The 20,215-nt window shown below is 73.5% G+C and carries 22 protein-coding genes and 1 pseudogene; 7 read left to right on the top strand and 16 right to left on the bottom strand.

The annotated features are described in order from the left end of the window. Positions 1-170: 170 nt before the first annotated feature. On the top strand, positions 171-1,124 hold the full coding sequence (locus tag ACE4Q9_RS24810; RefSeq protein WP_397986441.1) for an IS481 family transposase: 954 nt from the start codon (positions 171-173) through the stop codon (positions 1,122-1,124). Here ACE4Q9_RS24810 and ACE4Q9_RS24805 read toward each other — a convergent pair. Beyond that, positions 1,121-2,599, bottom strand: a complete 1,479-nt coding sequence (locus ACE4Q9_RS24805) for an anthranilate synthase component I (protein WP_397986440.1) — start codon at positions 2,597-2,599, stop codon at positions 1,121-1,123. The genes ACE4Q9_RS24810 and ACE4Q9_RS24805 overlap by 4 nt on opposite strands. 11 nt (positions 2,600-2,610) lie before the next feature. Further along, entirely contained in the window at positions 2,611-3,009 is a 399-nt protein-coding gene (gene hisI / locus ACE4Q9_RS24800; RefSeq protein WP_085564265.1) for a phosphoribosyl-AMP cyclohydrolase, read from the bottom strand. 82 nt (positions 3,010-3,091) lie between these two features. Between hisI and ACE4Q9_RS24795 the strand changes: the two genes are divergently transcribed. Both ACE4Q9_RS24795 and ACE4Q9_RS24790 read left to right on the top strand, forming a co-directional pair. Next, complete coding sequence (locus ACE4Q9_RS24795; RefSeq protein WP_397986439.1) at positions 3,092-3,727, top strand: TIGR03085 family metal-binding protein; 636 nt, start codon at positions 3,092-3,094, stop codon at positions 3,725-3,727. A gap of 15 nt (positions 3,728-3,742) precedes the next feature. Further along, positions 3,743-4,141 (top strand): VOC family protein, encoded by a 399-nt coding sequence (locus ACE4Q9_RS24790; RefSeq protein WP_397986438.1) that lies wholly within the window; start codon positions 3,743-3,745, stop codon positions 4,139-4,141. 19 nt (positions 4,142-4,160) lie between these two features. Here ACE4Q9_RS24790 and ACE4Q9_RS24785 read toward each other — a convergent pair whose 3' ends face one another. The 10 genes and pseudogenes from ACE4Q9_RS24785 to hisD form a co-directional block, all read right to left on the bottom strand. Beyond that, a complete protein-coding gene (locus tag ACE4Q9_RS24785; RefSeq protein WP_397986437.1) occupies positions 4,161-5,399 on the bottom strand; it encodes an MFS transporter in 1,239 nt (412 codons plus the stop codon). A gap of 46 nt (positions 5,400-5,445) precedes the next feature. Beyond that, a pseudogene (locus ACE4Q9_RS24780) lies at positions 5,446-5,589 on the bottom strand (transcriptional regulator); the annotation flags it as partial. Positions 5,590-5,639: 50 nt separating this feature from the next. Next, positions 5,640-6,395 carry an imidazole glycerol phosphate synthase subunit HisF gene (hisF, locus tag ACE4Q9_RS24775; protein WP_397986436.1) on the bottom strand — a complete coding sequence of 252 codons (756 nt, stop codon included), beginning with the start codon at positions 6,393-6,395 and terminating at the stop codon, positions 5,640-5,642. A gap of 6 nt (positions 6,396-6,401) precedes the next feature. After that, complete coding sequence (locus ACE4Q9_RS24770) at positions 6,402-6,797, bottom strand: RidA family protein (protein ID WP_397986435.1); 396 nt, start codon at positions 6,795-6,797, stop codon at positions 6,402-6,404. Next, positions 6,794-7,519 (bottom strand): bifunctional 1-(5-phosphoribosyl)-5-((5-phosphoribosylamino)methylideneamino)imidazole-4-carboxamide isomerase/phosphoribosylanthranilate isomerase PriA, encoded by a 726-nt coding sequence (priA, locus tag ACE4Q9_RS24765; RefSeq protein WP_397986434.1) that lies wholly within the window; start codon positions 7,517-7,519, stop codon positions 6,794-6,796. Before priA ends, ACE4Q9_RS24770 begins: the two co-directional genes overlap by 4 nt. A 3-nt stretch (positions 7,520-7,522) precedes the next feature. After that, positions 7,523-8,167 carry an imidazole glycerol phosphate synthase subunit HisH gene (hisH, locus tag ACE4Q9_RS24760; protein ID WP_397986433.1) on the bottom strand — a complete coding sequence of 215 codons (645 nt, stop codon included), beginning with the start codon at positions 8,165-8,167 and terminating at the stop codon, positions 7,523-7,525. Then, a complete protein-coding gene (locus ACE4Q9_RS24755; protein ID WP_397986432.1) occupies positions 8,164-8,328 on the bottom strand; it encodes a hypothetical protein in 165 nt (54 codons plus the stop codon). Before ACE4Q9_RS24755 ends, hisH begins: the two co-directional genes overlap by 4 nt. A gap of 3 nt (positions 8,329-8,331) precedes the next feature. Continuing rightward, complete coding sequence (gene hisB / locus ACE4Q9_RS24750; RefSeq protein ID WP_397986431.1) at positions 8,332-8,925, bottom strand: imidazoleglycerol-phosphate dehydratase HisB; 594 nt, start codon at positions 8,923-8,925, stop codon at positions 8,332-8,334. Next, positions 8,922-10,034 carry a histidinol-phosphate transaminase gene (locus ACE4Q9_RS24745; RefSeq protein WP_397986430.1) on the bottom strand — a complete coding sequence of 371 codons (1,113 nt, stop codon included), beginning with the start codon at positions 10,032-10,034 and terminating at the stop codon, positions 8,922-8,924. Before ACE4Q9_RS24745 ends, hisB begins: the two co-directional genes overlap by 4 nt. Next, positions 10,031-11,374 carry a histidinol dehydrogenase gene (gene hisD, locus ACE4Q9_RS24740; RefSeq protein WP_397986429.1) on the bottom strand — a complete coding sequence of 448 codons (1,344 nt, stop codon included), beginning with the start codon at positions 11,372-11,374 and terminating at the stop codon, positions 10,031-10,033. Before hisD ends, ACE4Q9_RS24745 begins: the two co-directional genes overlap by 4 nt. A 195-nt stretch (positions 11,375-11,569) precedes the next feature. Between hisD and ACE4Q9_RS24735 the strand changes: the two genes are divergently transcribed. From ACE4Q9_RS24735 to ybaK, 4 genes are all read left to right on the top strand, one after another. Beyond that, complete coding sequence (locus ACE4Q9_RS24735) at positions 11,570-13,147, top strand: oxidoreductase (protein ID WP_397986428.1); 1,578 nt, start codon at positions 11,570-11,572, stop codon at positions 13,145-13,147. Positions 13,148-13,372: 225 nt separating this feature from the next. Beyond that, positions 13,373-14,458 (top strand): hypothetical protein, encoded by a 1,086-nt coding sequence (locus tag ACE4Q9_RS24730; protein ID WP_397986427.1) that lies wholly within the window; start codon positions 13,373-13,375, stop codon positions 14,456-14,458. 11 nt (positions 14,459-14,469) lie between these two features. Next, the gene (locus tag ACE4Q9_RS24725) at positions 14,470-15,210 is read left to right on the top strand and encodes an LON peptidase substrate-binding domain-containing protein (RefSeq protein WP_397986426.1); all 741 of its coding nucleotides are present in this window, start codon (positions 14,470-14,472) and stop codon (positions 15,208-15,210) included. 12 nt (positions 15,211-15,222) lie between these two features. Further along, the gene (ybaK, locus tag ACE4Q9_RS24720) at positions 15,223-15,723 is read left to right on the top strand and encodes a Cys-tRNA(Pro) deacylase (protein ID WP_397987317.1); all 501 of its coding nucleotides are present in this window, start codon (positions 15,223-15,225) and stop codon (positions 15,721-15,723) included. A gap of 292 nt (positions 15,724-16,015) precedes the next feature. Here ybaK and ACE4Q9_RS24715 read toward each other — a convergent pair whose 3' ends face one another. The 4 genes from ACE4Q9_RS24715 to ACE4Q9_RS24700 form a co-directional block, all read right to left on the bottom strand. Continuing rightward, entirely contained in the window at positions 16,016-16,672 is a 657-nt protein-coding gene (locus tag ACE4Q9_RS24715) for an AAA family ATPase (RefSeq protein ID WP_397986425.1), read from the bottom strand. Between the two features lie 34 nt (positions 16,673-16,706). Beyond that, positions 16,707-17,531 carry an ABC transporter permease gene (locus ACE4Q9_RS24710; protein WP_397986424.1) on the bottom strand — a complete coding sequence of 275 codons (825 nt, stop codon included), beginning with the start codon at positions 17,529-17,531 and terminating at the stop codon, positions 16,707-16,709. 61 nt (positions 17,532-17,592) lie between these two features. Next, complete coding sequence (locus ACE4Q9_RS24705; RefSeq protein WP_397986423.1) at positions 17,593-18,606, bottom strand: ABC transporter ATP-binding protein; 1,014 nt, start codon at positions 18,604-18,606, stop codon at positions 17,593-17,595. 307 nt (positions 18,607-18,913) lie between these two features. Further along, entirely contained in the window at positions 18,914-20,134 is a 1,221-nt protein-coding gene (locus tag ACE4Q9_RS24700; RefSeq protein ID WP_397986422.1) for an NYN domain-containing protein, read from the bottom strand. Between the last annotated feature and the right edge of the window lie 81 nt (positions 20,135-20,215).

The raw sequence follows: 20,215 nt of genomic DNA, 5'->3' as shown, positions 1-20,215 counted from the left end.
CCGTCATCCGGGGTTCCGTGAGACACGCTTCCGTGCGGCGCGCCCTAGCTGTTCTGTCTCGGGAGGTTGTGGACGGTGACGGGGCTCACGGCTGAGCGATCTTGAAATGGGTGAGGGCCTTCTGGCCTGGTGTGGATTGCGACATCTGCACCAGCAACAGAAAGGCCCTCGTGCCCCACCGTAATGCACCCCTGACCGAGACCGGACGTCTTCGTCTGGCCCGCTGCGTGGTCGAGGACAACTGGCCCCTCAGAGCAGCCGCCGAACGCTTCCAGGTCTCGCCGACCACGGCCCAGCGCTGGGCCGACCGCTACCGGCAGTTCGGCGAGGCCGGGATGTGCGACCGGTCTTCCCGCCCGCACGCCAGCCCGCGCCGGACCCCGGCCCGCACCGAGCGCCGGATCATCAAGGTCCGGCTTCTGCGCCGCTGGGGGCCGGCCCGCATCGCACACCTGCTGCGGCTGGTGCCCTCGACCGTGCACCGCGTGCTGACCCGTTACGGCCTGGCCCGCCTCGCCAACCTGGACCGGGCCACCGGCCGTGTCATACGCCGCTATGAACGCGACAGGCCCGGCGAGCTGGTGCATGTCGACATCAAGAAGCTCGGCAACATCCCTGACGGCGGCGGGCACAAGGTCCTCGGCCGGGCCGCAGGCCGCAAGACCCGATCCGGCGCCGGCTACAGCTACCTGCACACTGCCGTCGACGACCACTCCCGCCTGGCCTACAGCGAGATCCTCACCGACGAGAAGAAGGAGACCGCCACCGGCTTCTGGCAACGGGCCCACGCCTTCTTCACCGAGTACGGGATCACGGTCGAGCGGGTGCTGACCGACAACGGCTCCTGCTACCGCTCACGCAACTGGCGAGATGCGCTGGCAGCGGCCGGGATCGCCCACAAGCGCACCCGGCCCTACCGGCCCCAGACCAACGGCAAGGTCGAACGCTTCAACCGCACCCTGCTCGACGAGTGGGCCTACGCCCGTCCCTACCGCACGGAGACCGAACGACGCGACGCGTTCCCCGCCTGGCTGCACACCTACAATCACCACCGCGGACACACCGCGCTGAAGGGCCAACCACCCGCCAGCCGCGTCCCCAACCTCACGGGTCAATACACCTAGCGGCCGAGCCGGTTGGCGGTGTGCACCGCCCGCAGCACCGCCGCGGCCTTGTTGCGGCACTCCTGGTCCTCGGCGACCGGGTCGGAGTCGGCGACGATGCCCGCTCCGGCCTGCACGTAGGCCGTGCCGTCGCGCAGCAGGGCGGTGCGGATGGCGATCGCGGTGTCCGAGTCCCCGGCGAAGTCCAGGTAGCCGACGCAGCCGCCGTACAGCCCGCGCCGGGACGGTTCGAGTTCGTCGATGATCTGCATGGCGCGGGGCTTGGGGGCGCCGGAGAGGGTGCCGGCCGGGAAGCAGGCGGTGAGCACGTCGAAGGCGGTGCGGCCGCCGGCGACCCGCCCGGTGACGGTGGAGACGATGTGCATCACGTGCGAGTAGCGCTCGATGGACATGAAGTCGACCACCTCGACCGAGCCGGGCTCGCAGACCCGCCCGAGGTCGTTGCGCCCGAGGTCGACCAGCATGAGGTGTTCGGCGCGCTCCTTGGGGTCGGCGAGCAGCTCGTCGGCGAGCGCCTGGTCCTCCTGCGGGGTGGCGCCGCGGTGCCGGGTGCCGGCGATGGGGTGGACCATGGCCCGGCCGTCCTCGACCTTGACCAGCGCCTCGGGGGACGAGCCGACGACGTCGAACCCGTCGAAGCGGAACAGGTACATGTACGGCGACGGGTTGGTGGCCCGCAGCACCCGGTACACGTCCAGGGCACTGGCCGTGCACGGCGTCTCGAAGCGCTGCGAGGGGACGACCTGGAAGGCCTCGCCCGCGCGGATGCGCTCCTTGACGTCCTCCACGGCGCGCCGGAAGTCGGGGCCGCCCCACAGTGCGGTGTACTCGGGCAGCTCGGAGGGCGGCAGCACGGCGGGGGGCTGGGCCACCGCGCGGCTGAGGTCGGCCTCCATGGCGTCGAGGCGGGCCACCGCGTCGTGGTACGCCTCGTCCACGCCGGTGTCCAGGTCGTTGTGGTTGATCGCGTTGGCGATCAGCAGGACCGAGCCCTCCCAGTGGTCCATCACGGCGAGGTCGCTGGTCAGGAGCATGGTCAGCTCGGGCAGCTTCAGGTCGTCGCGCTCACCGGGGCCGATCTTCTCCAGGCGGCGCACGATGTCGTAGCCGAGGTAGCCGACCATGCCGCCGGTGAAGGGGGGCAGGCCCTCGGTGTGCGGGGTGTGCAGGGCCTGGAGGGTGGCGCGCAGGGCCTTGAGGGGGTCGCCGTCGACGGGGACGCCCACGGGCGGGCTGCCGAGCCAGTGGGCCTGGCCGTCGCGGGCGGTGAGGGTGGCGGCGCTGCGGACGCCCACGAAGGAGTAGCGGGACCAGGAGCGGCCGTTCTCCGCGGACTCCAGCAGGAAGGTGCCGGGGCGTTCGCCGGCCAGCTTGCGGTAGAGGGCGACGGGGGTGTCGCCGTCGGCGAGGAGCTTGCGGGTGACGGGGATGACGCGCCGGTCGGCGGCGAGCTTGCGGAAGGTCTCCAGGTCCATGGCGGCGGGCCTCACTGGTCCGCGCCGGACGGCAGACCGGCGTCCTTGAGCAGTACGTCCTCGTCGAAGCAGGTGCGCGCGCCGGTGTGGCAGGCGGCGCCCTCCTGGTCGACCTGGACCAGCACGGTGTCGGCGTCGCAGTCCAGCGCGACCGACTTCACCCACTGGACGTGGCCGGAGGTGTCGCCCTTGACCCAGTACTCCTGGCGGCTGCGCGACCAGTAGGTGCAGCGGCCGGTGGTCAGGGTCCGGTGCAGCGCCTCGTCGTCCATCCAGCCGAGCATGAGCACCTCTCCGGTGTCGTGCTGCTGGGCGATGGCGGGCAGGAGGCCGTCGGCGCTGCGCTTGAGGCGGGCGGCGATCTCCGGGTCGAGGCTGCTGGGCCGGGGGGTTCCGGGCGTACTGGTCATGGGTGCCATTGTGCCGCGCGCCACTGACAGTGCCGGGCGGGTGTCCACTGCGCGGACCGGTGGCTGGTCGTAGGCTGACCCCATGTCGACCTTCGCCAAGCGTGAACGGCTCCTGTTCGCCGACCTCTTGGAAACCGTGGGCCCGGACGCGCCGACCCTGTGCGAGGGCTGGCGCACCCGTGACCTGGCCGCGCATGTGATCGTGCGCGAGCGCCGCCCGGACGCGGCCGGCGGCGCGCTGATCAAGCAGCTCGCGCCGCGCCTGGAGAAGGTGATGGCGGAGTACACCGCGAAGCCGTACGAGGAGCTGATCCAGCTGATCCGTACGGGGCCGCCGCGGTTCTCGCCGTTCCAGGTCAAGCAGGTGGACGAGGCCGCGAACACGGTGGAGTTCTACGTGCACACCGAGGACGTGCGCCGGGCGCAGCCGGAGTGGAGCGCGCGGGAGCTGGATCCGGTGTTCCAGGACGCGCTGTGGTCACGCCTGGAGCGCACGGCGCGGCTGCTGGGGCGCGGGGTGCCGACGGGGCTGGTACTGCGCCGGCCGGACGGGCAGACGGTGGTGGCGCACAAGGGCGCTCCGGTGGTCACGGCAACCGGGGAGCCGTCGGAGCTGCTGCTGTTCGCGTTCGGCCGGGACCGGGCGGCGCGGGTCGAGGTGGAGGGCGAGGCGGACGCGATCGACAAGCTGCACTCCTCCAAGCAGCTGGGGTTCTGACCAGGGAGGCCGCCCGTGATCAAGGTCGCGATGACCGGGGTGTATGTGGACGACGTGGCGCGGGCGCACGCCTTCTACACGGATGTCCTCGGCTTCGAGACGCGCACCCACATGGACCTCGGGGACGGCACGCCGTTCGTCACGGTCGGCGCGCCCGAGGGTGCGCAGCCGGACCTCCAGCTCCTCCTGGAGCCGGGCCAGGGACCGATCGCCGAGTCCTACCGGCGCGCGCTGTACGAGGCGGGCATCCCCTGCATCGTCTTCTCCGTGGACGACCTCGCGGCCGAGCACCGGCGGCTGAGCGGCCTGGGGGTCCGCTTCCCGCACGGTCCGCGGGAGCAGGGGCCGGTGCTGGCGGCGGTGTTCGACGACACGTGCGGCAATCTCGTGCAGCTGGTTCAGCCGAAGGGATGAATGCCGGGGGGTATGAGCCTCAGCCGGGCAGTTCGGCGCGGCGCAGGGCCGGTACGACGAGGGCGACGACCCCGCCGAGGGCGCACACGAAGGCGCTGACCAGGTAGACGGGGCCGAGCCCGAAGGCTCCGATCGCGGCGGCGGCGAGGGGCATGCTCAGCGGGGTGAGGCCGAGGCTGATCAGGCTGGAGACGGCGGTGACCCGGCCGAGGTAGGCGGGTTCGGCCTGGGTCTGGAGCAGGGCGCCGCACAGCGCGCCGCTGAGCCCGGTCAGCAGGCCGACGAGCAGGGCGGTGCCGACGGCCGCCCAGAGGCCGGGCGCGTAGGCGAGGGCGCCGATGGCCGCGGACCCGGCGATGACGGTGACGCCGACGAGGAGTCCGGCGCGCGGCAGCCGTCCCCGGAGGGCGAGCAGCAGCGAGGCGACGCCGGCTCCGACGCCGAACCCGGCGAGCACCCAGCCCATCCCGGAGGCGCCCCAGCCGCGGTGATCCGCGAGCAGGGTCAGGCCGACGTTGAGCGGGCCGACGAAACCCAGGTCGCCGAGGGCGATGGCGAGCATCAGCGGGGCGAGGACGCGGTGGCCGCGGATGTGGCGCAGCCCGGCCGCGAGGTCGGCCCGCGCGGTGGCGCGGGGGCCCTCCGCACGGTCGCCCGGCAGCTCCCGTATCCGTACCCAGAGCAGCAGGGGCACGGACACGGCGATCAGTGCTCCGGCCAGGGCGAAGGCCGCGGGGGCGCCGCCGGCGGCCACGGCGAGGCCGGCGAGCGGGGCGCCGACGACGCTCGCGAAGCGGATGGCCAGGCCGCGCATGCCCTGGACGCGGGCCAGCTGGTCCTTGCCGGTGACGCGGGCGGGCAGGGCGCCGACGGCGGGCACGAACACGGCGTCCACGGTGCCGAAGACCAGCGCGAGCAGGGCGAGGGGCCACAGTCCGGGGCTGGTGAGGTACAGCAGGGCGGCCACCGCGAGGACGGTGGCGCAGCGCAGGGCGTCGCTGCCGATGACGACCCGCCGGGGCCCCAGCCGGTCGGCGATCACTCCCCCGCCGAGCATCAGCACGGCGCGGGGCAGCGCGCTCGCCGACATCACCAGCCCGGCCTGCGCCGCGGTCCCGGCCCGTACGGCCGCCCAGGACAGCGCCAGGTAGTACACGCTGTCCCCGAGCATGGAACACGTATAGGCACCCAGCCACCGCCGCACATTGGGGTCCCGGTGGGCTTGTACGGGGGCCGGAGGTACGACGGTGGCCGTCATGCCGGTTCTAGTCCTCTCAGGCAGGCACGGAAGGGGGCACAGGCGGTCACACGCGGAACGGGAAGCCGTACGTATGCACGGCCACGTTCTCGCGGCCCTCGGTGTCTCCCGCCGCGACGGCCACCTGGCCTCACTCCTGGTACGCGCGGACGAGGTCGTACACCCGCAACCGCAGCTCGGTAAGGCCCGCGAAAGGGCCCCGGCGGCGCCTTCGCCCGCCGGGGCCCGGGAGACCTCGGGTCAGCGCACCGGGTGGCCCGCCCCCCGCAGCGTCTCCTTCACCTCGCCGATCCGCAGGTCGCCGAAGTGGAAGACGGAGGCCGCGAGGACCGCGTCCGCGCCGGCGGTGATGGCCGGCGGGAAGTGGGACAGCGCGCCCGCGCCGCCGGAGGCGATGACCGGCACGGAGACGTGCTTGCGGACGGCGGCGATCATCTCCAGGTCGTAGCCGTCCTTGGTGCCGTCGGCGTCCATCGAGTTCAGCAGGATCTCGCCCGCGCCCAGCTCGGCGGCCCGGTGCGCCCACTCGACGGCGTCGATGCCGGTGCCCCGTCGGCCGCCGTGCGTGGTCACCTCGAAGGACCCGGACCCGGTGCGCCGGGCGTCCACCGACAGGACCAGCACCTGGCGGCCGAACCGCTCGGCGATCTCGCGGATCAGCTCGGGCCGGGCGATCGCCGCGGTGTTCACGCCGACCTTGTCGGCGCCCGCCCGCAGCAGTTTGTCCACGTCCTCCGCGGTGCGCACGCCGCCGCCGACGGTGAGCGGGATGAACACCTGCTCGGCGGTGCGGCGCACCACGTCGTACGTCGTCTCCCGGTCGCCGGAGGACGCGGTGATGTCCAGGAACGTCAGCTCGTCGGCGCCCTCGGCGTCGTACACCTTGGCCATCTCGACGGGGTCGCCCGCGTCGCGCAGGTTCTGGAAGTTGACGCCCTTGACGACCCGGCCGTTGTCCACGTCCAGGCAGGGGATGACTCGGACCGCCAGGGTCATGACTGCTCAGGCTCCTCTGAATGCTTCAAGCTCTACTTCGACCAGGATGCGCGGGTCCACGAAGCCCGCGACCACCAGCAGGGTGGAGGCGGGGCGCACGGAGTCGAACAGGTCCTTGTGGGCCCGGCCCGCCTCGTCGACGTCGCGCACATGGCTCAGGTACATACGGGTGCGGACCACGGACTCGACGCCGAGCCCGAACTCCTTGAGCGCCTCCAGGGCGTTGCCGAAGGCGACCCTGGTCTGCTCGTACGGATCGCCCTCGCCGTACAGGACCGTGCCCCGGAAGGGCGTGGTGCCGCCCACCGACACGCGGTCCCCCGCCGCGACGGCGCGTGCGAAACCGAAACTCTCTTCCCAGGAACTTCCGCTCTGCACCCGCCGTACGGCATCCGATGTCATGACGCCACAGCCTCCAAGGCCTCTTCCAGGGTGAACGCCTTCGCGTAGAGGGCCTTCCCGACGATGGAGCCCTCCACACCGAGGGGCACCAGTTCGGCGATGGCGCGCAGGTCGTCCAGGGAGGAGACGCCGCCGGAGGCGACGACCGGCCGGTCGGTGGCCGCGCACACATTGCGCAGCAGTTCCAGGTTGGGGCCCTGGAGGGTGCCGTCCTTGGCGATGTCGGTGACGACGTAGCGCGCGCAGCCCTCCTTGTTCAGGCGGTCCAGCGTCTCGTAGAGGTCGCCGCCGTCGCGGGTCCAGCCGCGGCCGCGCAGGGTGGTGCCGCGCACGTCCAGGCCGACCGCGATCCTGTCGCCGTGCTCGGCGATCACCTTGGCGACCCACTCGGGGCTCTCCAGGGCGGCGGTGCCGAGGTTGACGCGGGTGCAGCCGGTGGCGAGGGCGGCGGCGAGGGTGTCGTCGTCGCGGATGCCGCCGGACAGCTCCACCTTGATGTCCATGGCCCCCGCCACCTCGGCGATCAGCGCCCGGTTGTCACCGGTGCCGAAGGCCGCGTCCAGGTCGACCAGGTGCAGCCACTCGGCGCCGGACCGCTGCCAGGCGAGGGCGGCCTCCAGCGGGGAGCCGTAGGAGGTCTCGGTCCCGGACTCGCCGTGGACGAGGCGTACGGCCTGGCCGTCGCGGACGTCGACGGCGGGGAGGAGTTCGAGCTTGGCCATGGTCTACAGGGTTCCGATCCAGTTGGTGAGGAGCTGGGCGCCGGCGTCGCCGGACTTCTCGGGGTGGAACTGGGTGGCCCACAGGGCGCCGTTCTCCACCGCGGCGACGAAGGGCTTGCCGTGGGTGGCCCAGGTGACCTTGGGGGCGGCGATCACCGGGTTGTGGGTCTCCTGCGTCCAGTCGTGGACGGCGTAGGAGTGCACGAAGTAGAAGCGGGCGTCGGCGTCCAGGCCGGCGAACAGCTCGGAGTCGGCCGGGGCGGCCACGGTGTTCCAGCCCATGTGCGGCACGACGTCGGCCTCCAGGGGGCCGACGGTGCCGGGCCATTCCTCCAGGCCCTCGGCCTGCACGCCGTGCTCGATGCCGCGCGAGAACAGGATCTGCATGCCGACGCAGATGCCCATCACCGGGCGCCCGCCGGACAGCCGGCGGTCGATGACCCAGTCGCCGCGGGCGTCGAGCAGGCCCCGCATGCAGGCGGCGAAGGCGCCGACGCCCGGCACCAGCAGGCCGTCCGCGTTCATCGCCGCGTCGAAGTCACGGGTGATCTCCACGTCGGCGCCGACCCGCGCCAGGGCGCGCTCGGCCGAGCGGACGTTGCCGAAGCCGTAGTCGAAGACGACGACCTTCTTGGCGGTCGCGCTCAATTCCACACCTCCAGCCGCATGACGCCGGCGACCAGGCACAGCCCGGCCGCGAGGGAGAGCAGCACGATCAGGCTGGTGGGCATCTTCTGCTTGGCGAAGGAGATGATGCCGCCGACCAGGAAGAGGCCGACGACGATCAGCAGGGTCGACAGACCGGTCATGGGTTACAGCGCGCCCTTCGTCGACGGGAGGATGCCGGCCGCGCGCGGGTCGCGCTCGGAGGCGTAGCGCAGCGCCCTGGCGAGCGCCTTGAACTGGCACTCCACGATGTGGTGGGCGTTACGTCCGTACGGTACGTGAACGTGCAGCGCGATCTGCGCCTGGGCCACGAAGGACTCCAGGATGTGCCGGGTCATCGTGGTGTCGTACTCGCCGATCATCGGCGCCATGCGCTCGGGCTCGGTGTGCACGAGGTAGGGGCGGCCGGAGAGGTCGACGGTGACCTGGGCGAGGGACTCGTCCAGCGGGACCGTGCAGTTGCCGAAGCGGTAGATGCCCACCTTGTCGCCGAGCGCCTGCTTGAAGGCGGCGCCGAGCGCGAGGGCGGTGTCCTCGATGGTGTGGTGGGAGTCGATGTGCAGATCGCCGTCGGTCTTCACGGTCAGGTTGAACAGACCGTGCCGGCCGAGCTGGTCGAGCATGTGGTCGTAGAAGCCGACGCCGGTGGCGATGTCGGTCCGCCCGGTGCCGTCGAGGTCTATCTCGACCAGGACCGAGGTCTCCTTGGTGGTGCGCTCGACGCGCCCTACGCGGCTCATGCCTCAAGCTCCTTCTTGACTTCACGTGCGGCGTCGAGGAACGCGTCGTTCTCAGCGGGGGTGCCGGCCGAGACCCGCAGCCATCCCGGTACGCCGTTGTCCCGGACCAGGACGCCCCGGTCGAGGATCTTCCGCCAGGCCTCGTGGGCATCGGCGAAGCGGCCGAACTGCACGAAGTTGGCGTCGGACTCGATCACGTCGTAGCCGATCGCGCGCAGCTCGGCGACCAGCCGGTCCCGCTCGGACTTCAGCTGCTCGACGTAGCCGAGCAGGGTGCCGGTGTGCTCCAGGGCGGCCAGCGCGGTCGCCTGGGTGATCGCCGACAGGTGGTACGGCAGCCGGACCAGCTGGACGGCGTCCACCACGGCCGGGTCGGCCGCGAGGTAGCCGAGGCGCAGGCCCGCCGCGCCGAACGCCTTGGACATGGTGCGCGAGATCACCAGGTGCGGGCGGCCGTCGAGCAGCGGCAGCAGCGAGTCGCCGTGGCTGAACTCGACGTACGCCTCGTCCACGACCACCATCGACGGCTTGGCCGCCTGCGCCGCCTCGTACAGCGCGCGCACCGTCTCGGGCGGGATCGCGTTGCCGGTGGGGTTGTTGGGGGTGGTGAGGAAGACGACGTCCGGCTTGTGCTCGGCGATGGCGCGCTCGGCGGCGGCCGGGTCGATCGTGAAGTCCTCGCCCCGGGGACCGGAGATCCAGCCGGTGCCGGTGCCGCGCGCGATGAGCGCGTGCATCGAGTACGACGGCTCGAAGCCGATCGCGCTGCGGCCGGGGCCGCCGAAGGTCTGGAGCAGCTGCTGGATGACCTCGTTGGAGCCGTTGGCCGCCCAGACGTTCGCCAGGGTCAGCGGGAACCCGCCGGTGTCGCTGAGGTACTTGGCCAGCTCGGTGCGCAGCTGGACCGCGTCCCGGTCGGGGTAGCGGTTCAGGTCGCGGGCGGCTTCCCGGACCCGCTCGGCGATCCGCTCGACCAGCGGCTCGGGCAGCGGGTACGGGTTCTCGTTCGTGTTCAGGCGGACGGGGACGTCCAACTGGGGCGCGCCGTAAGGGGACTTGCCGCGCAGCTCGTCCCGGATGGGAAGGTCGTCGATCCTTACGTCGCTCACTTGCTCTCCGGTACCTTCCAGCCGAACCTCGCCTTGATGGCCGCGCCGTGTGCCGGCAGGTCCTCCGCCTCCGCCAGCGTCACCACGTGGTGCGCCACCTCGGCGAGCGCGTCCCTGGAGTAGTCGACGATGTGGATGCCGCGCAGGAAGGACTGCACGGACAGGCCCGAGGAGTGGCAGGCGCAGCCGCCGGTGGGCAGGACGTGGTTGGACCCGGCCGCGTAGTCGCCGAGGGAGACGGGGGCCCAGGGGCCGATGAAGATCGCGCCCGCGTTGCGCACCCGGTCGGCGACGGCGGCGGCGTCGGCGGTCTGGATCTCCAGGTGCTCGGCGCCGTACGCGTCGACCACCTTCAGGCCCTCCTCGACGCCGTCCACCAGGACGATCGCGGACTGCCGGCCCGCGAGGGCCGGGCGGATCCGGTCGTCGGTGTGCTTGGTGGCCGCGACCTGCGGCTCCAGCTCCTTCTCCACCGCGTCCGCGAGGTCGGGTGAGTCGGTGACGAGGACGGCGGCCGCGAGCGGGTCGTGCTCGGCCTGGCTGATCAGGTCGGCGGCCACGTGCACCGGGTCGGCGGTGTCGTCGGCGAGGATCGCGATCTCGGTGGGTCCGGCCTCGGTGTCGATGCCGATCCGGCCGGTGAAGTAGCGCTTGGCCGCGGCCACCCAGATGTTGCCGGGGCCGGTGACCATGGTGGCGGGCGGGCAGGACTCGGTGCCGTAGGCGAACATCGCGACGGCGGTGGCGCCGCCGGCCGCGTACACCTCGTCCACGCCGAGCAGCGCGCAGGCGGCCAGGATCGTCGGGTGCGGCAGGCCCCCGGCCGGATCATTCTCGAAAGCGGGGGCCTGCGGCGGCGAGGCGAGCGCGATGGACTCGACGCCGGCCTCCTGCGCCGGGACCGCGTTCATGATCACCGAGGAGGGGTAGACCGAGCGGCCGCCCGGCGCGTACAGCCCGACGCGCTCGACCGGAACCCACTTCTCGGTCACCGCGCCGCCGGGGACGACCTGGGTGGTGTGGGCGGTGCGGCGCTGCGCGCGGTGCACCAGGCGGGCGCGCCGGATGGACTCCTCCAGGGCGGCGCGCACGTCCGGGTCGAGGCCGGCCAGGGCGTCGGCGAGCGCCTGGGCCGGGACACGGACGGATTCCAGCCGTACCCCGTCGAACTTCTCCGCGAAGTCGATCAGTGCCGCGTCGCCGCGATGATGCACGTCCTCGCAGATCGGACGCACCTTCTCCAGGGCGGCCTGAACGTCGAAGTCGGCTCGGGGCAGCAGGTCACGCAGGGCGGGGCCCTCGGGGAGGACGTCGCCGCGCAGATCGATTCGGGAAATCACGGTTCCAATTCTCTCAGACCGCCGTCCGTAGTCGTCCGCACGTATCAGTGGCTGATACAGGCCGTGGGGCAATGTCTGGTACAGACGCTGGCCGGAACTCGGAAGATCCCCTTCACCACGGGTGTTCCGTGCGTCACTCAGCGGGCATCAACCGCGGGACGAACCACCCGGACAGTGGAGAAAGAAGGAACAGCGGTGACCGAGGGGACCGGCTTCGTCGCCGGGGACCTGCCGGACGACCTGACCGCGGCCGAGGCGGGCATGTGGCAGGCCTTCCGCAACGGCAGTGTGTACGACCTGAGCAGCGGCGACACCGTGGTCGACGATCCGCACGGCGGGCATCCCTGGGGGCCCGAGCGGTCCGTGCGGGCGCGCATCATCGCCTGGCTGCTGCTGGACGGGCCGCCGGCGCTGGCCGGGCGGGTGTCGGCGCTCAAGCTCGCCGGGGTGCGCGTCACGGGCACCCTGGACGTGGCGGGCGGCACCGTGCGGCCGTACGTCGAGCTGCGCGACTGCCGCTTCGACGAGCAGGTGCTGGTGCCGGAGGCGCGGTTCAGCACGCTGCGGCTGGTGAACTGCTCGGTGCCGCGTCTGGAGGCGGCCCGGCTGCACACCGAGGGCGATCTGCATCTGCCGCGCTGCCGGTTCCAGAACGGGGTACGGCTGACCGACGCGCACATCGGCACCGACCTGCTGCTCAACCAGTCGATCGTGTACCGGGACCGCAGCGGGCGCTCGATCTCCGCGGACGGCCTCAACGTCGGCCAGGACTTCCAGGCGGAGCTGCTGGAGTCGCACGGCGAGCTGCGGCTGCGCGGCGCCCAGATCGGCGTCTCGCTCAGCCTGCGCGGCGCGCGCCTGTCCAACCCGTACTCCAGGCTCGCCCTGAACGCGCCGCAGCTCAGCGTGGAGCGCACCCTGTACCTGACCCCGGCCGGGGTGGGGAACCCGCTGCTCAGCGGGACCACACCGGCGCGCGGGACCCGGATCCAGCGGTTCGAGTGCCAGGGCGGGCTGCGGCTGGACGACGGGCGGTTCGGGGACGCGGTGGACCTGGAGCGGGCCCGGTTCACCCTCACCGACGACCAGGAGCTGTCGCTGCGCCGGGTGCACGCGCCCGAGCTGCGCTTCCTCGGGGACGGTCCGCAGCGCGGCAAGGTGGTGCTGTCCGGGGCGCAGATCATGAACCTGGTGGACCGCGCGGGCGCCTGGCCGGGCGCCGGGCGGCTGCACATGGGCGGCTTCGCCTACGAGAACCTGGTGCCGCAGGGCCCGTTCCCGCTGAACCGGCGTCTGGACTGGATCGCCGCGGCCACCGCCGAGTACGCCCCGGAGCCGTACGAACGCCTCGCCTCGGTGCTGCGGGAGGCCGGGGAGGACGAGGACGCCCGCGAGGTGCTGCTGGCCAAGCAACGCAGGCGCCGGGAGACGCTGCCGCTGGCGGGCAAGCTCTGGGGCTACGCCCAGGACCTGGCGGTCGCGTACGGCTACCGGCCCGGCCGTGCCGCGGTGTGGATGGCGGTGCTCTGGGCGGCCGGCACCCTCGCCTTCTCGCACGCCGCGCATCTCCCGGCCAACCACGACGAGCGACCCTACTGGAGCCCGGCCCTGTTCACCCTGGACCTGCTGCTGCCGGTGATCGACCTCGGCCAGGTCGGCGAGTGGCAGTTGCGCGGTCTCTGGCAGTGGCTGTCGGCCGCGATGGTCCTGCTGGGCTGGGTACTGGCGACGACGGTGGCGGCGGGGGCGACCCGGCTGCTGCGGCGCAGCTGACGCCCCGCGGCAGCGGCAGCGGCAGCCGGCGCGGCAACGGGGCAGCGGCAGCCGGCGCGCGGTTCATGTGCGGGCATGTGCGGGCATGCGCGCAGAGGGCACCCATGACCGTCACGGCCGCACAAAAGTCGAACAGTCGCCCTTTGCCGGTCCTTGACCCTCGGCCGTACAACCTTCCACGACTTCCCCCAAGCCTCTGGCGCAGCCGCGACCTGCGGACTTTCAATGGTCCGCACCATGGTTCCGCTGCCCTCGTTCCTCCGCCGCTCCTGGATGTCCCGACCTTCCGCGCGCCCGGCCTCAGGGATCGCCTCCGGGGACGAGGCCGTGCTCGACGCGCCCGACGACCGGCTCTCGCCCGCGCTGGTCGCCGCCGGGCAAGGCGAGTACCGGGCCGCGGCCGAACTGCTGGCCGGCACCCGCGCCGCGGCCGAGTGGGAGAACCACGACGGGTACGCCCGGCGGCTGGCCGCGTTCGCCCGGCTGCGCTCCGAGTGGTTCGAGGACTGGCGGGCGGCCGAGCCGGACGACCCCGGCGCCCTGCTGGTCGCGGCCCAGCTCGCGGTGGACCGGGTGTGGTCCTCGCCGGCCCGCGCCGAACTGCTGCGCGAGGTCAGCCCGCTGATCACGGCCGCCGCACGGGCCGACGACCGGGACCCGGTGCCCTGGCGGATCGCGCTGGACCACGCGCGCGGCTCGCTGGCCGGGCACCGCTACTTCGAGGAGCTGTGGGAGGCGGCGCTGCGCCGCGACCCGCACCACTTCGGCTGCCATGTGGCCGCGCTGCGCTATCTGGGCGCGTTCTGCTGCATCCGCTTCGGGGACGCCCCGCACGTGCCGAGCGCCGCGCACCACGCGTGCTTCGACTTCGCCGAGCTGGCCGCGCAGGACGTCCCGGCGGACTCGCTGGTGCAGGCGCTGCCCGCGTGGGCCGCCTACGGCTATCTGATCGAGGGCGGCGGGCCCGGCGTCACCCGCGAGCGGCTGGACGCGGCGGCCGACCGCGCCCTCGCCCTGTCGGCGCGGTTCGCGGCGGCCGACCCGTGGGCCGCCCCGGTGCGCAACAAACTGCTCTACGTGCTGCTGCGTCTGGACCGCGGTCAGGACGCGCGCACTTTGGTGCGGCTGATCGGCCCCTATGTGACCTCCGCCCCCTGGGACCGGTTCTCGGACGACCCGCTCGGCCACTTCCTGCGGCTGCGCGAGCACGTGCTGTCGGGCGGCGGGACGCCCGCCGCGGCCGGGCTGCTGCCGGCCGCCGGGGACGTGCTGCCGGGACACCGCGGACACCACCGCGCCGCGGACCATTAGGCTGGGGCGCCGTGACCACCGTCCGTCTGCCCCTCTTCCCGCTGAACACGGTCCTCTTCCCCGGACTCGTGCTCCCGCTGAGCGTCTTCGAGGAGCGGTATCGCGCCATGATGCGCGAGCTGCTGAAGACCCCCGAGGAGGAGCCGCGCCGGTTCGCCGTCGTGGCCATCCGCGACGGGTACGAGGTGGCGCCCAGCGCCCCCGGCATGCCCGACCCCACGGCGGAGCCCGAGCGCGGGCCGGCCGCGGGCTTCGGCCCGGACCCGCTCACGTCCTTCCACCAGGTGGGCTGCATCGCGGACGCGGCGACCATCCGGGAGCGCACCGGCGGCACCTTCGAGGTGCTCGCGACCGGCACGACGCGGGTGCGGCTGCTGTCCGTGGACGCCTCGGGGCCCTATCTGACGGCCGAGCTGGAGGAGCTGGCGGAGGAGCCGGGCGACGGGGCGGGGGCGCTCGCGGAGGGCGTGCTGCGGGCCTTTCGGCAGTACCAGAAGCGGCTGGCGGGGGCGCGGGAGCGGTCGCTGGCCACGAGCGCGGAGCTGCCGGACGACCCGAGCGTGGTGTCGTACCTGGTAGCGGCCGCGATGATGCACGACACGCCGACCAAGCAGCGGCTGCTCCAGGCGCCGGACACCGCCTCCCGGCTGCGGGACGAGCTGAGGATCCTGCGCGGCGAGACCGCCATCATCCGTAACCTGCCGTCGCTGCCCGCGTCCGAGCTGACGCGGACGCCGACCAGTCTGAACTGAGTGCGCACCGTCATGGCGAAGAAGTCGAAGAAGCAGCAGCCCGGGGGGACCCCGGCGACGGTCGCGCTGAGCGCGGCGGGCGTCGAGTTCACGGTCCACGCCTACGAGCACGACCCCGCCCACCCCTCCTACGGCGAGGAGGCCGCGGAAGCGATGGGCGTCTCCCCCGACCGGGTCTTCAAGACCCTGGTGGCCGAGGTGGACGGCAGCCTCGTCGTCGGCGTGGTCCCGGTCGCCGGCACCCTCGACCTGAAGGCCCTGGCCTCGGCGGTCGGCGGCAAGCGCGCCGCCATGGCCGATCCGGCCCTGGCCGAGCGAACCACCGGCTACGTCCGCGGCGGCATCTCCCCGCTCGGCCAGCGCAAGAAGCTCCCCACCGTCCTGGACGACTCGGCCCTCGGTCACGCCACGATCTGTGTGTCGGCGGGTCGCCGGGGCCTGGAGGTGGAGCTGGCCCCCGGCGTCCTGGCGGAGCTGACGGGAGCGGTGTCGGCACCGATCGGACGGGGCTGAGGGGCCGAGCGCGGGCGGGACTGAGGGGGCGAGCGCGGGCGGGGCTGCGGGGCCGGGCACGGAGCAGGGCTGCGGGGCCAGGCTACGGAACCGAGCGCGGGGCTGCGGGAGCGGGGGCGAGGGAGCCGGGCTGAGCCCCTGCCGAGCGCCGAGCCCCGGCCGGCCCCTTTCGAGCGCCGAGCCGGGCCCCTGGCAGCCGGGCCCCGTCGAGCGTCAAGCCACTGCCGAGCCGGGCCCCCGCCGGGTTGGGCCCCCGCCCCGCCGGGCCCCCGCCGCGAGCGGTGCGCCGCGCCTACGGGGCGGGCGTGAGCGGTGCCTCGCCCGGCTGCTGCGGCTCGGGATCGCGGGGGCCGAACAGCGCGGTGAGCCCCAGGTGGACCAGCACCGCGGCGAACGGCCAGGACAGCAGCGCGGCCTTCGCGCCCAGCCGCAGCGGCGCCGGGAAGGTGACCCCCTTGCCGACCGCACGGGCGTGGGCGATGACGTCGGACGTGGGGCCGAGCCACACCCCGAGCCGCCAGGCCAGCAGGGAGCCGAGCAGTGCGCCGAGCGCCAGCCCGACGACCAGCGGTACGCCGCCCCGCCTGCGCCACAGGAAGGCCGCGAGCCCGCTCATCGCGCCGAACGCGAGCGCAAGCAGGGTGAACGTGCCGTCCACGCCGACCGCCTGCTCACCCTCACTGTCCTTGAGATAGACCACCCAGGTGTTGCCCGACTGGTCCCCGACCAGCGGCACATGGGGTGCCAGCCGCCACCACAGCAGCCCGAGCAGCGCCCCGCACACCGCCGTCAGCACGGCGATCACGGCGCCCTCGCGCGCTTCGGTCTTCATTCCGGGGCCGTCCTCTTCGGGGGCACCCGCCATCGGCGCCCCGGCGGGCGGCGCCTGCCAGATCTGGTGCGCGGAGTGGTCGTGCGGGGGCGGGGGCGGGTTCAGCGGTGCGGTCACCCTGCCATCGTGCCAGGTCGGCCTGTGCGCCGCGTCACCGGACGGCGGCCCGTCGGTACGCCCACGCGGCCGCGGCCAGCGAGACCACCCCGACCCCCGCGCACACCCCCAGGTCAGCGAGGACGACGGCCCAGTCCGGATGCGCGCCGAACGTACGGGCGTACGCCTCCACGCCGTAGGTGGAGGGCAGCAGATCCCGCGCCAGCCGGATGACCTCCGGCATCCGGTCGGCCGGCAGCACCCCGAGCAGCAGCGCCGCCGACATGCCGAGCTGCCCGAGCAGCGTGGCCAGTTCGGGGCGGGGCGCGAGCAGGCCCAGCGCCGCGCCGAGCCCGGACAGCGCGGCCCCGGCGAGCGGCACGACGGCCAGCAGCACCCACAGGTTGGCCAGCGGCAGGCCGAACAGCACACAGCCGAAGACGGCGGTCACCAGCGTGCCGGGCACGGTGAAGGAGGCGTACGCGGCCGCCGTGCCCAGCACCACCGCGGCGGGCGGCACCGGCAGCGTGGCGTAGTGGTCGAGGCCGCCGCCGGCCCGCAGCTGCCCGAAGTACTGGGCCAGCAGGTTGAGCGCGACGAACGCGACGACCAGCACGGAGGCGCCGGCCACCACGGACCGCGCCTCGAAGCCGTTGTCGACGACACCGCGCATCATCACGGTGATGCCGATGGACTGGAAGGTCGCCACGAACAGCAGCGGGATCCGCGCCACCCGCGCACGGGACAGCTGCGCCCGGTACACGGCCGTCAGCGACGGCCACAGCCGCGCCGCGGGGGCGAGCTCGGCCGCGACCGGCCCCGCCTCCGGTACGGCGGTCCGGGCCCCGTCGGGCAGAACCTGCGCGGGTACGACACTCACGACGAGCTGCTCCTCTTCCCTGCGGCAGCCGTACCGGCCTTGCTGTGTACGGCCCGTGCGCTCATGCCTTCACCAGCCCCTGCCGGGCGGCCCCGCCGAGGGCCAGGTAGACGTCCTCCAGGCTGGGCGTGGCCAGGGTGAAGTCGTCCAGGGCGGCGAAGGCGGCGCCGCCGGTCACCGTGGCGACGGCGGCGCGGGCCTCCTCGGGGGCGAGCCGCAGCGTCCAGCGCCGGCCGGACTCGACCGCGCGCTCGCGCAGCACGGCGACCTCGGGCACCTCCAGCGGCGCCCGCTCCCGCCACACCAGTTCCACCCGGACCTCGCCCGCGACGCGTTCCTTCAGCCCGGCGGGGGTGTCGCAGGCGATGACCCGGCCCCGGTCGAGCACGGCGACCCGGTCGAGCACGGTCTCGGCCTCGATGACGTTGTGGGTGACGAGCAGGACGGTGGTGCCGCGTTCGGCGCGCCGCCGGTCCACGGCCGCCCAGACCGCGCGCCGGGCCACCGGGTCCATGCCGGTGGTCGGCTCGTCCAGGACCAGCAGTGGGCGCTCGCCGACGAGTGCGGCGGCGAAGGTGGCGAGCCGGCGCTGCCCGCCGGACAGCTTCTTCAGCGGCCGCCCGGCGATCGGGGTGAGCCCCAGCTCCTCCAGCACGGCGTCCCGCTCGGCCCGCGCCGCCTGCGCGTCCAGGCCGCGCAGGCGACCGGTGGTCTCGGCGGCGAGGGAGACGGTCAGCTCGTCCAGGGCGGTGGACTCCTGACCCAGGTAGGCGAGGAGGCGGGCGGCCCGCTCGGGGTGGCGCACGATGTCGTGGCCGAGGATCTCGACGCTGCCGGTGTCGGGGCGCAGCAGCCCGGTGAGCTGTCGTACGAGGGTGGACTTGCCGGCGCCGTTGGGGCCGAGCAGCCCGAAGATCTCGCCGCGCCGTACCGTCAGCTCCAGGGCGTCGGTGGCCCGCACCTCGGGGGTGCCGGGTGCGCCGCGGCGGCCCTTGACGGCCGGGTAGGTCTTGGCGAGCCCGCGTACGCGGACGACCTCGTCCTGCCGAAGTGCCTGCCCCACACGCGTACTCACAAGGGGAGAGGGTACGGGGTCCGCCCCCTTTACCCACCCTTGGGGCCGCCCGAACCAGTACCGGGCCGGAAGCCGGTGTGCCCCCGTCCGGGCCTCGGGCCGGCCCCGTCCGGCCCGCTCCCGGCCGCACGCCCCGCCTCGCCCAGTCCCACCGGCCTGCGGGAAGCCGCCGGAACCGACCAGGCCCCCGCCCCACCCCGGACGCAACGCCGATGACGAGCCCCGGCCTCGCCCTCACCTGGCCGCACGCCGATCGCGACCCCCGGCCTCGTCTCCGCCGCGCCGGTCCTCCGCGTCCGGCGCCGTCTCACTCCCCCGCGTTCGCGTGTTCCGCCGCGGCCGGGATGTCGAACTCGCGCCAGAAGCCCGCCCGGATGGCGTAACGGTCGTGCTCGTCGATCTGGTCGTCCTTGTGCGCGAGCAGCCCGAAGCGGGCGGCGTAGCGCAGCAGCTCCCCGTCGATGCGGTGCGGGATGCGCGGGTACATCTGGGACAGCCGCTGGAGGTGACTCTGGTCGCCGAGCCGGGAGATCCAGCGGCGGGCGAAGACCTGCCCGACCTCGTACGGATCGCCGCCGACGGTGGTGATGTCCTCCTCGCGGTCTGCCCAGCGCTGCTCGGCCGTAGTGAGCTGGGCGAGGGTCGGCATGGCGGCGGCCTCGGCCGGTTCGGTCACCGTGCCCGGCCGGTCCACCCAGCCCTTGTCGGAGGACCAGCGCAGGGTCGCGGTGGCCGGTTGCTGGGCTGTCTGGACGGTGCCGGCGGCGCGCAGCGCGGCGAGGTCCTTGGGGGTGGGGACACCCTTGGTCACCGGCACCCGCTCCTGGCTGCCGTTCTCGGCGGCGCCGCCGGTCGGCCGCGTCTCCTGCTCGGCGGGGCGCTCGGCGGCCGCGGCGAGCGCGGACTCGGGCAGCGGCGCGGAGAGGATCGCGGCGATCTCGGGCCGCGGCACGGGCGGCGGCGCGCACACACCGGTCAGCTCCTTGGCCCGGATCGCCTGCGTGATCCACGCCCGGTCCAGGACGCGCCGCTCGTCGGCCTCGGCGACCAGGTCCTCGGACTGGTTGTAGTCCCCGTCGGCGGCCTGCACGGCCCACAGGTGTACGGCGACGCCGTGCTCCTTGGCCGCCATCATGCCCGGCAGCAGATCACCGTCGCCGGTGACCAGGACGACGTCGGAACAGGCCCGGTTGCGGGCCAGCTCGGTCAGCTCGGCGTGCATGGCGGCGTCCACGCCCTTCTGCGCCCAGCGCCCGTCGCTGCGGGTGAGGGCGCCGAGCCGGACGGTGACGCGGGGCATCACGCGCAGTCTGCGGTGCTCGGGCTGCGGAACCCGGTCGGGGGCGCCGTCGAACCAGTAGATGCGCAGCAGGGGGCGCTCGGTGTCGGACTCCGCGCGCTCGCGCAGCGCCTGGATCAGCGCGGGGTGGTCGACGGTGATCCGGGACCGCGAGGGCTCGCCCGCGAGGAGGCTGGCGGCGGCGCCCAGCAGATACCCGGCGTCCACCAGGACGATGCAGCGGTCCACGCGACTCACCCTCTTCCCGGGAGGTTTTGCTTCGGACTTCCTTCGAGTCTGCCCGACCGCGCGGGGGTTAACGGCCCGAAC

This window comes from Streptomyces sp. AM6-12 (assembly GCF_044327085.1).
Classification (GTDB): domain Bacteria; phylum Actinomycetota; class Actinomycetes; order Streptomycetales; family Streptomycetaceae; genus Streptomyces.
Note: the sequence above shows the minus strand (reverse complement) of the source record. Positions and strands in the feature narration are given on the sequence as shown.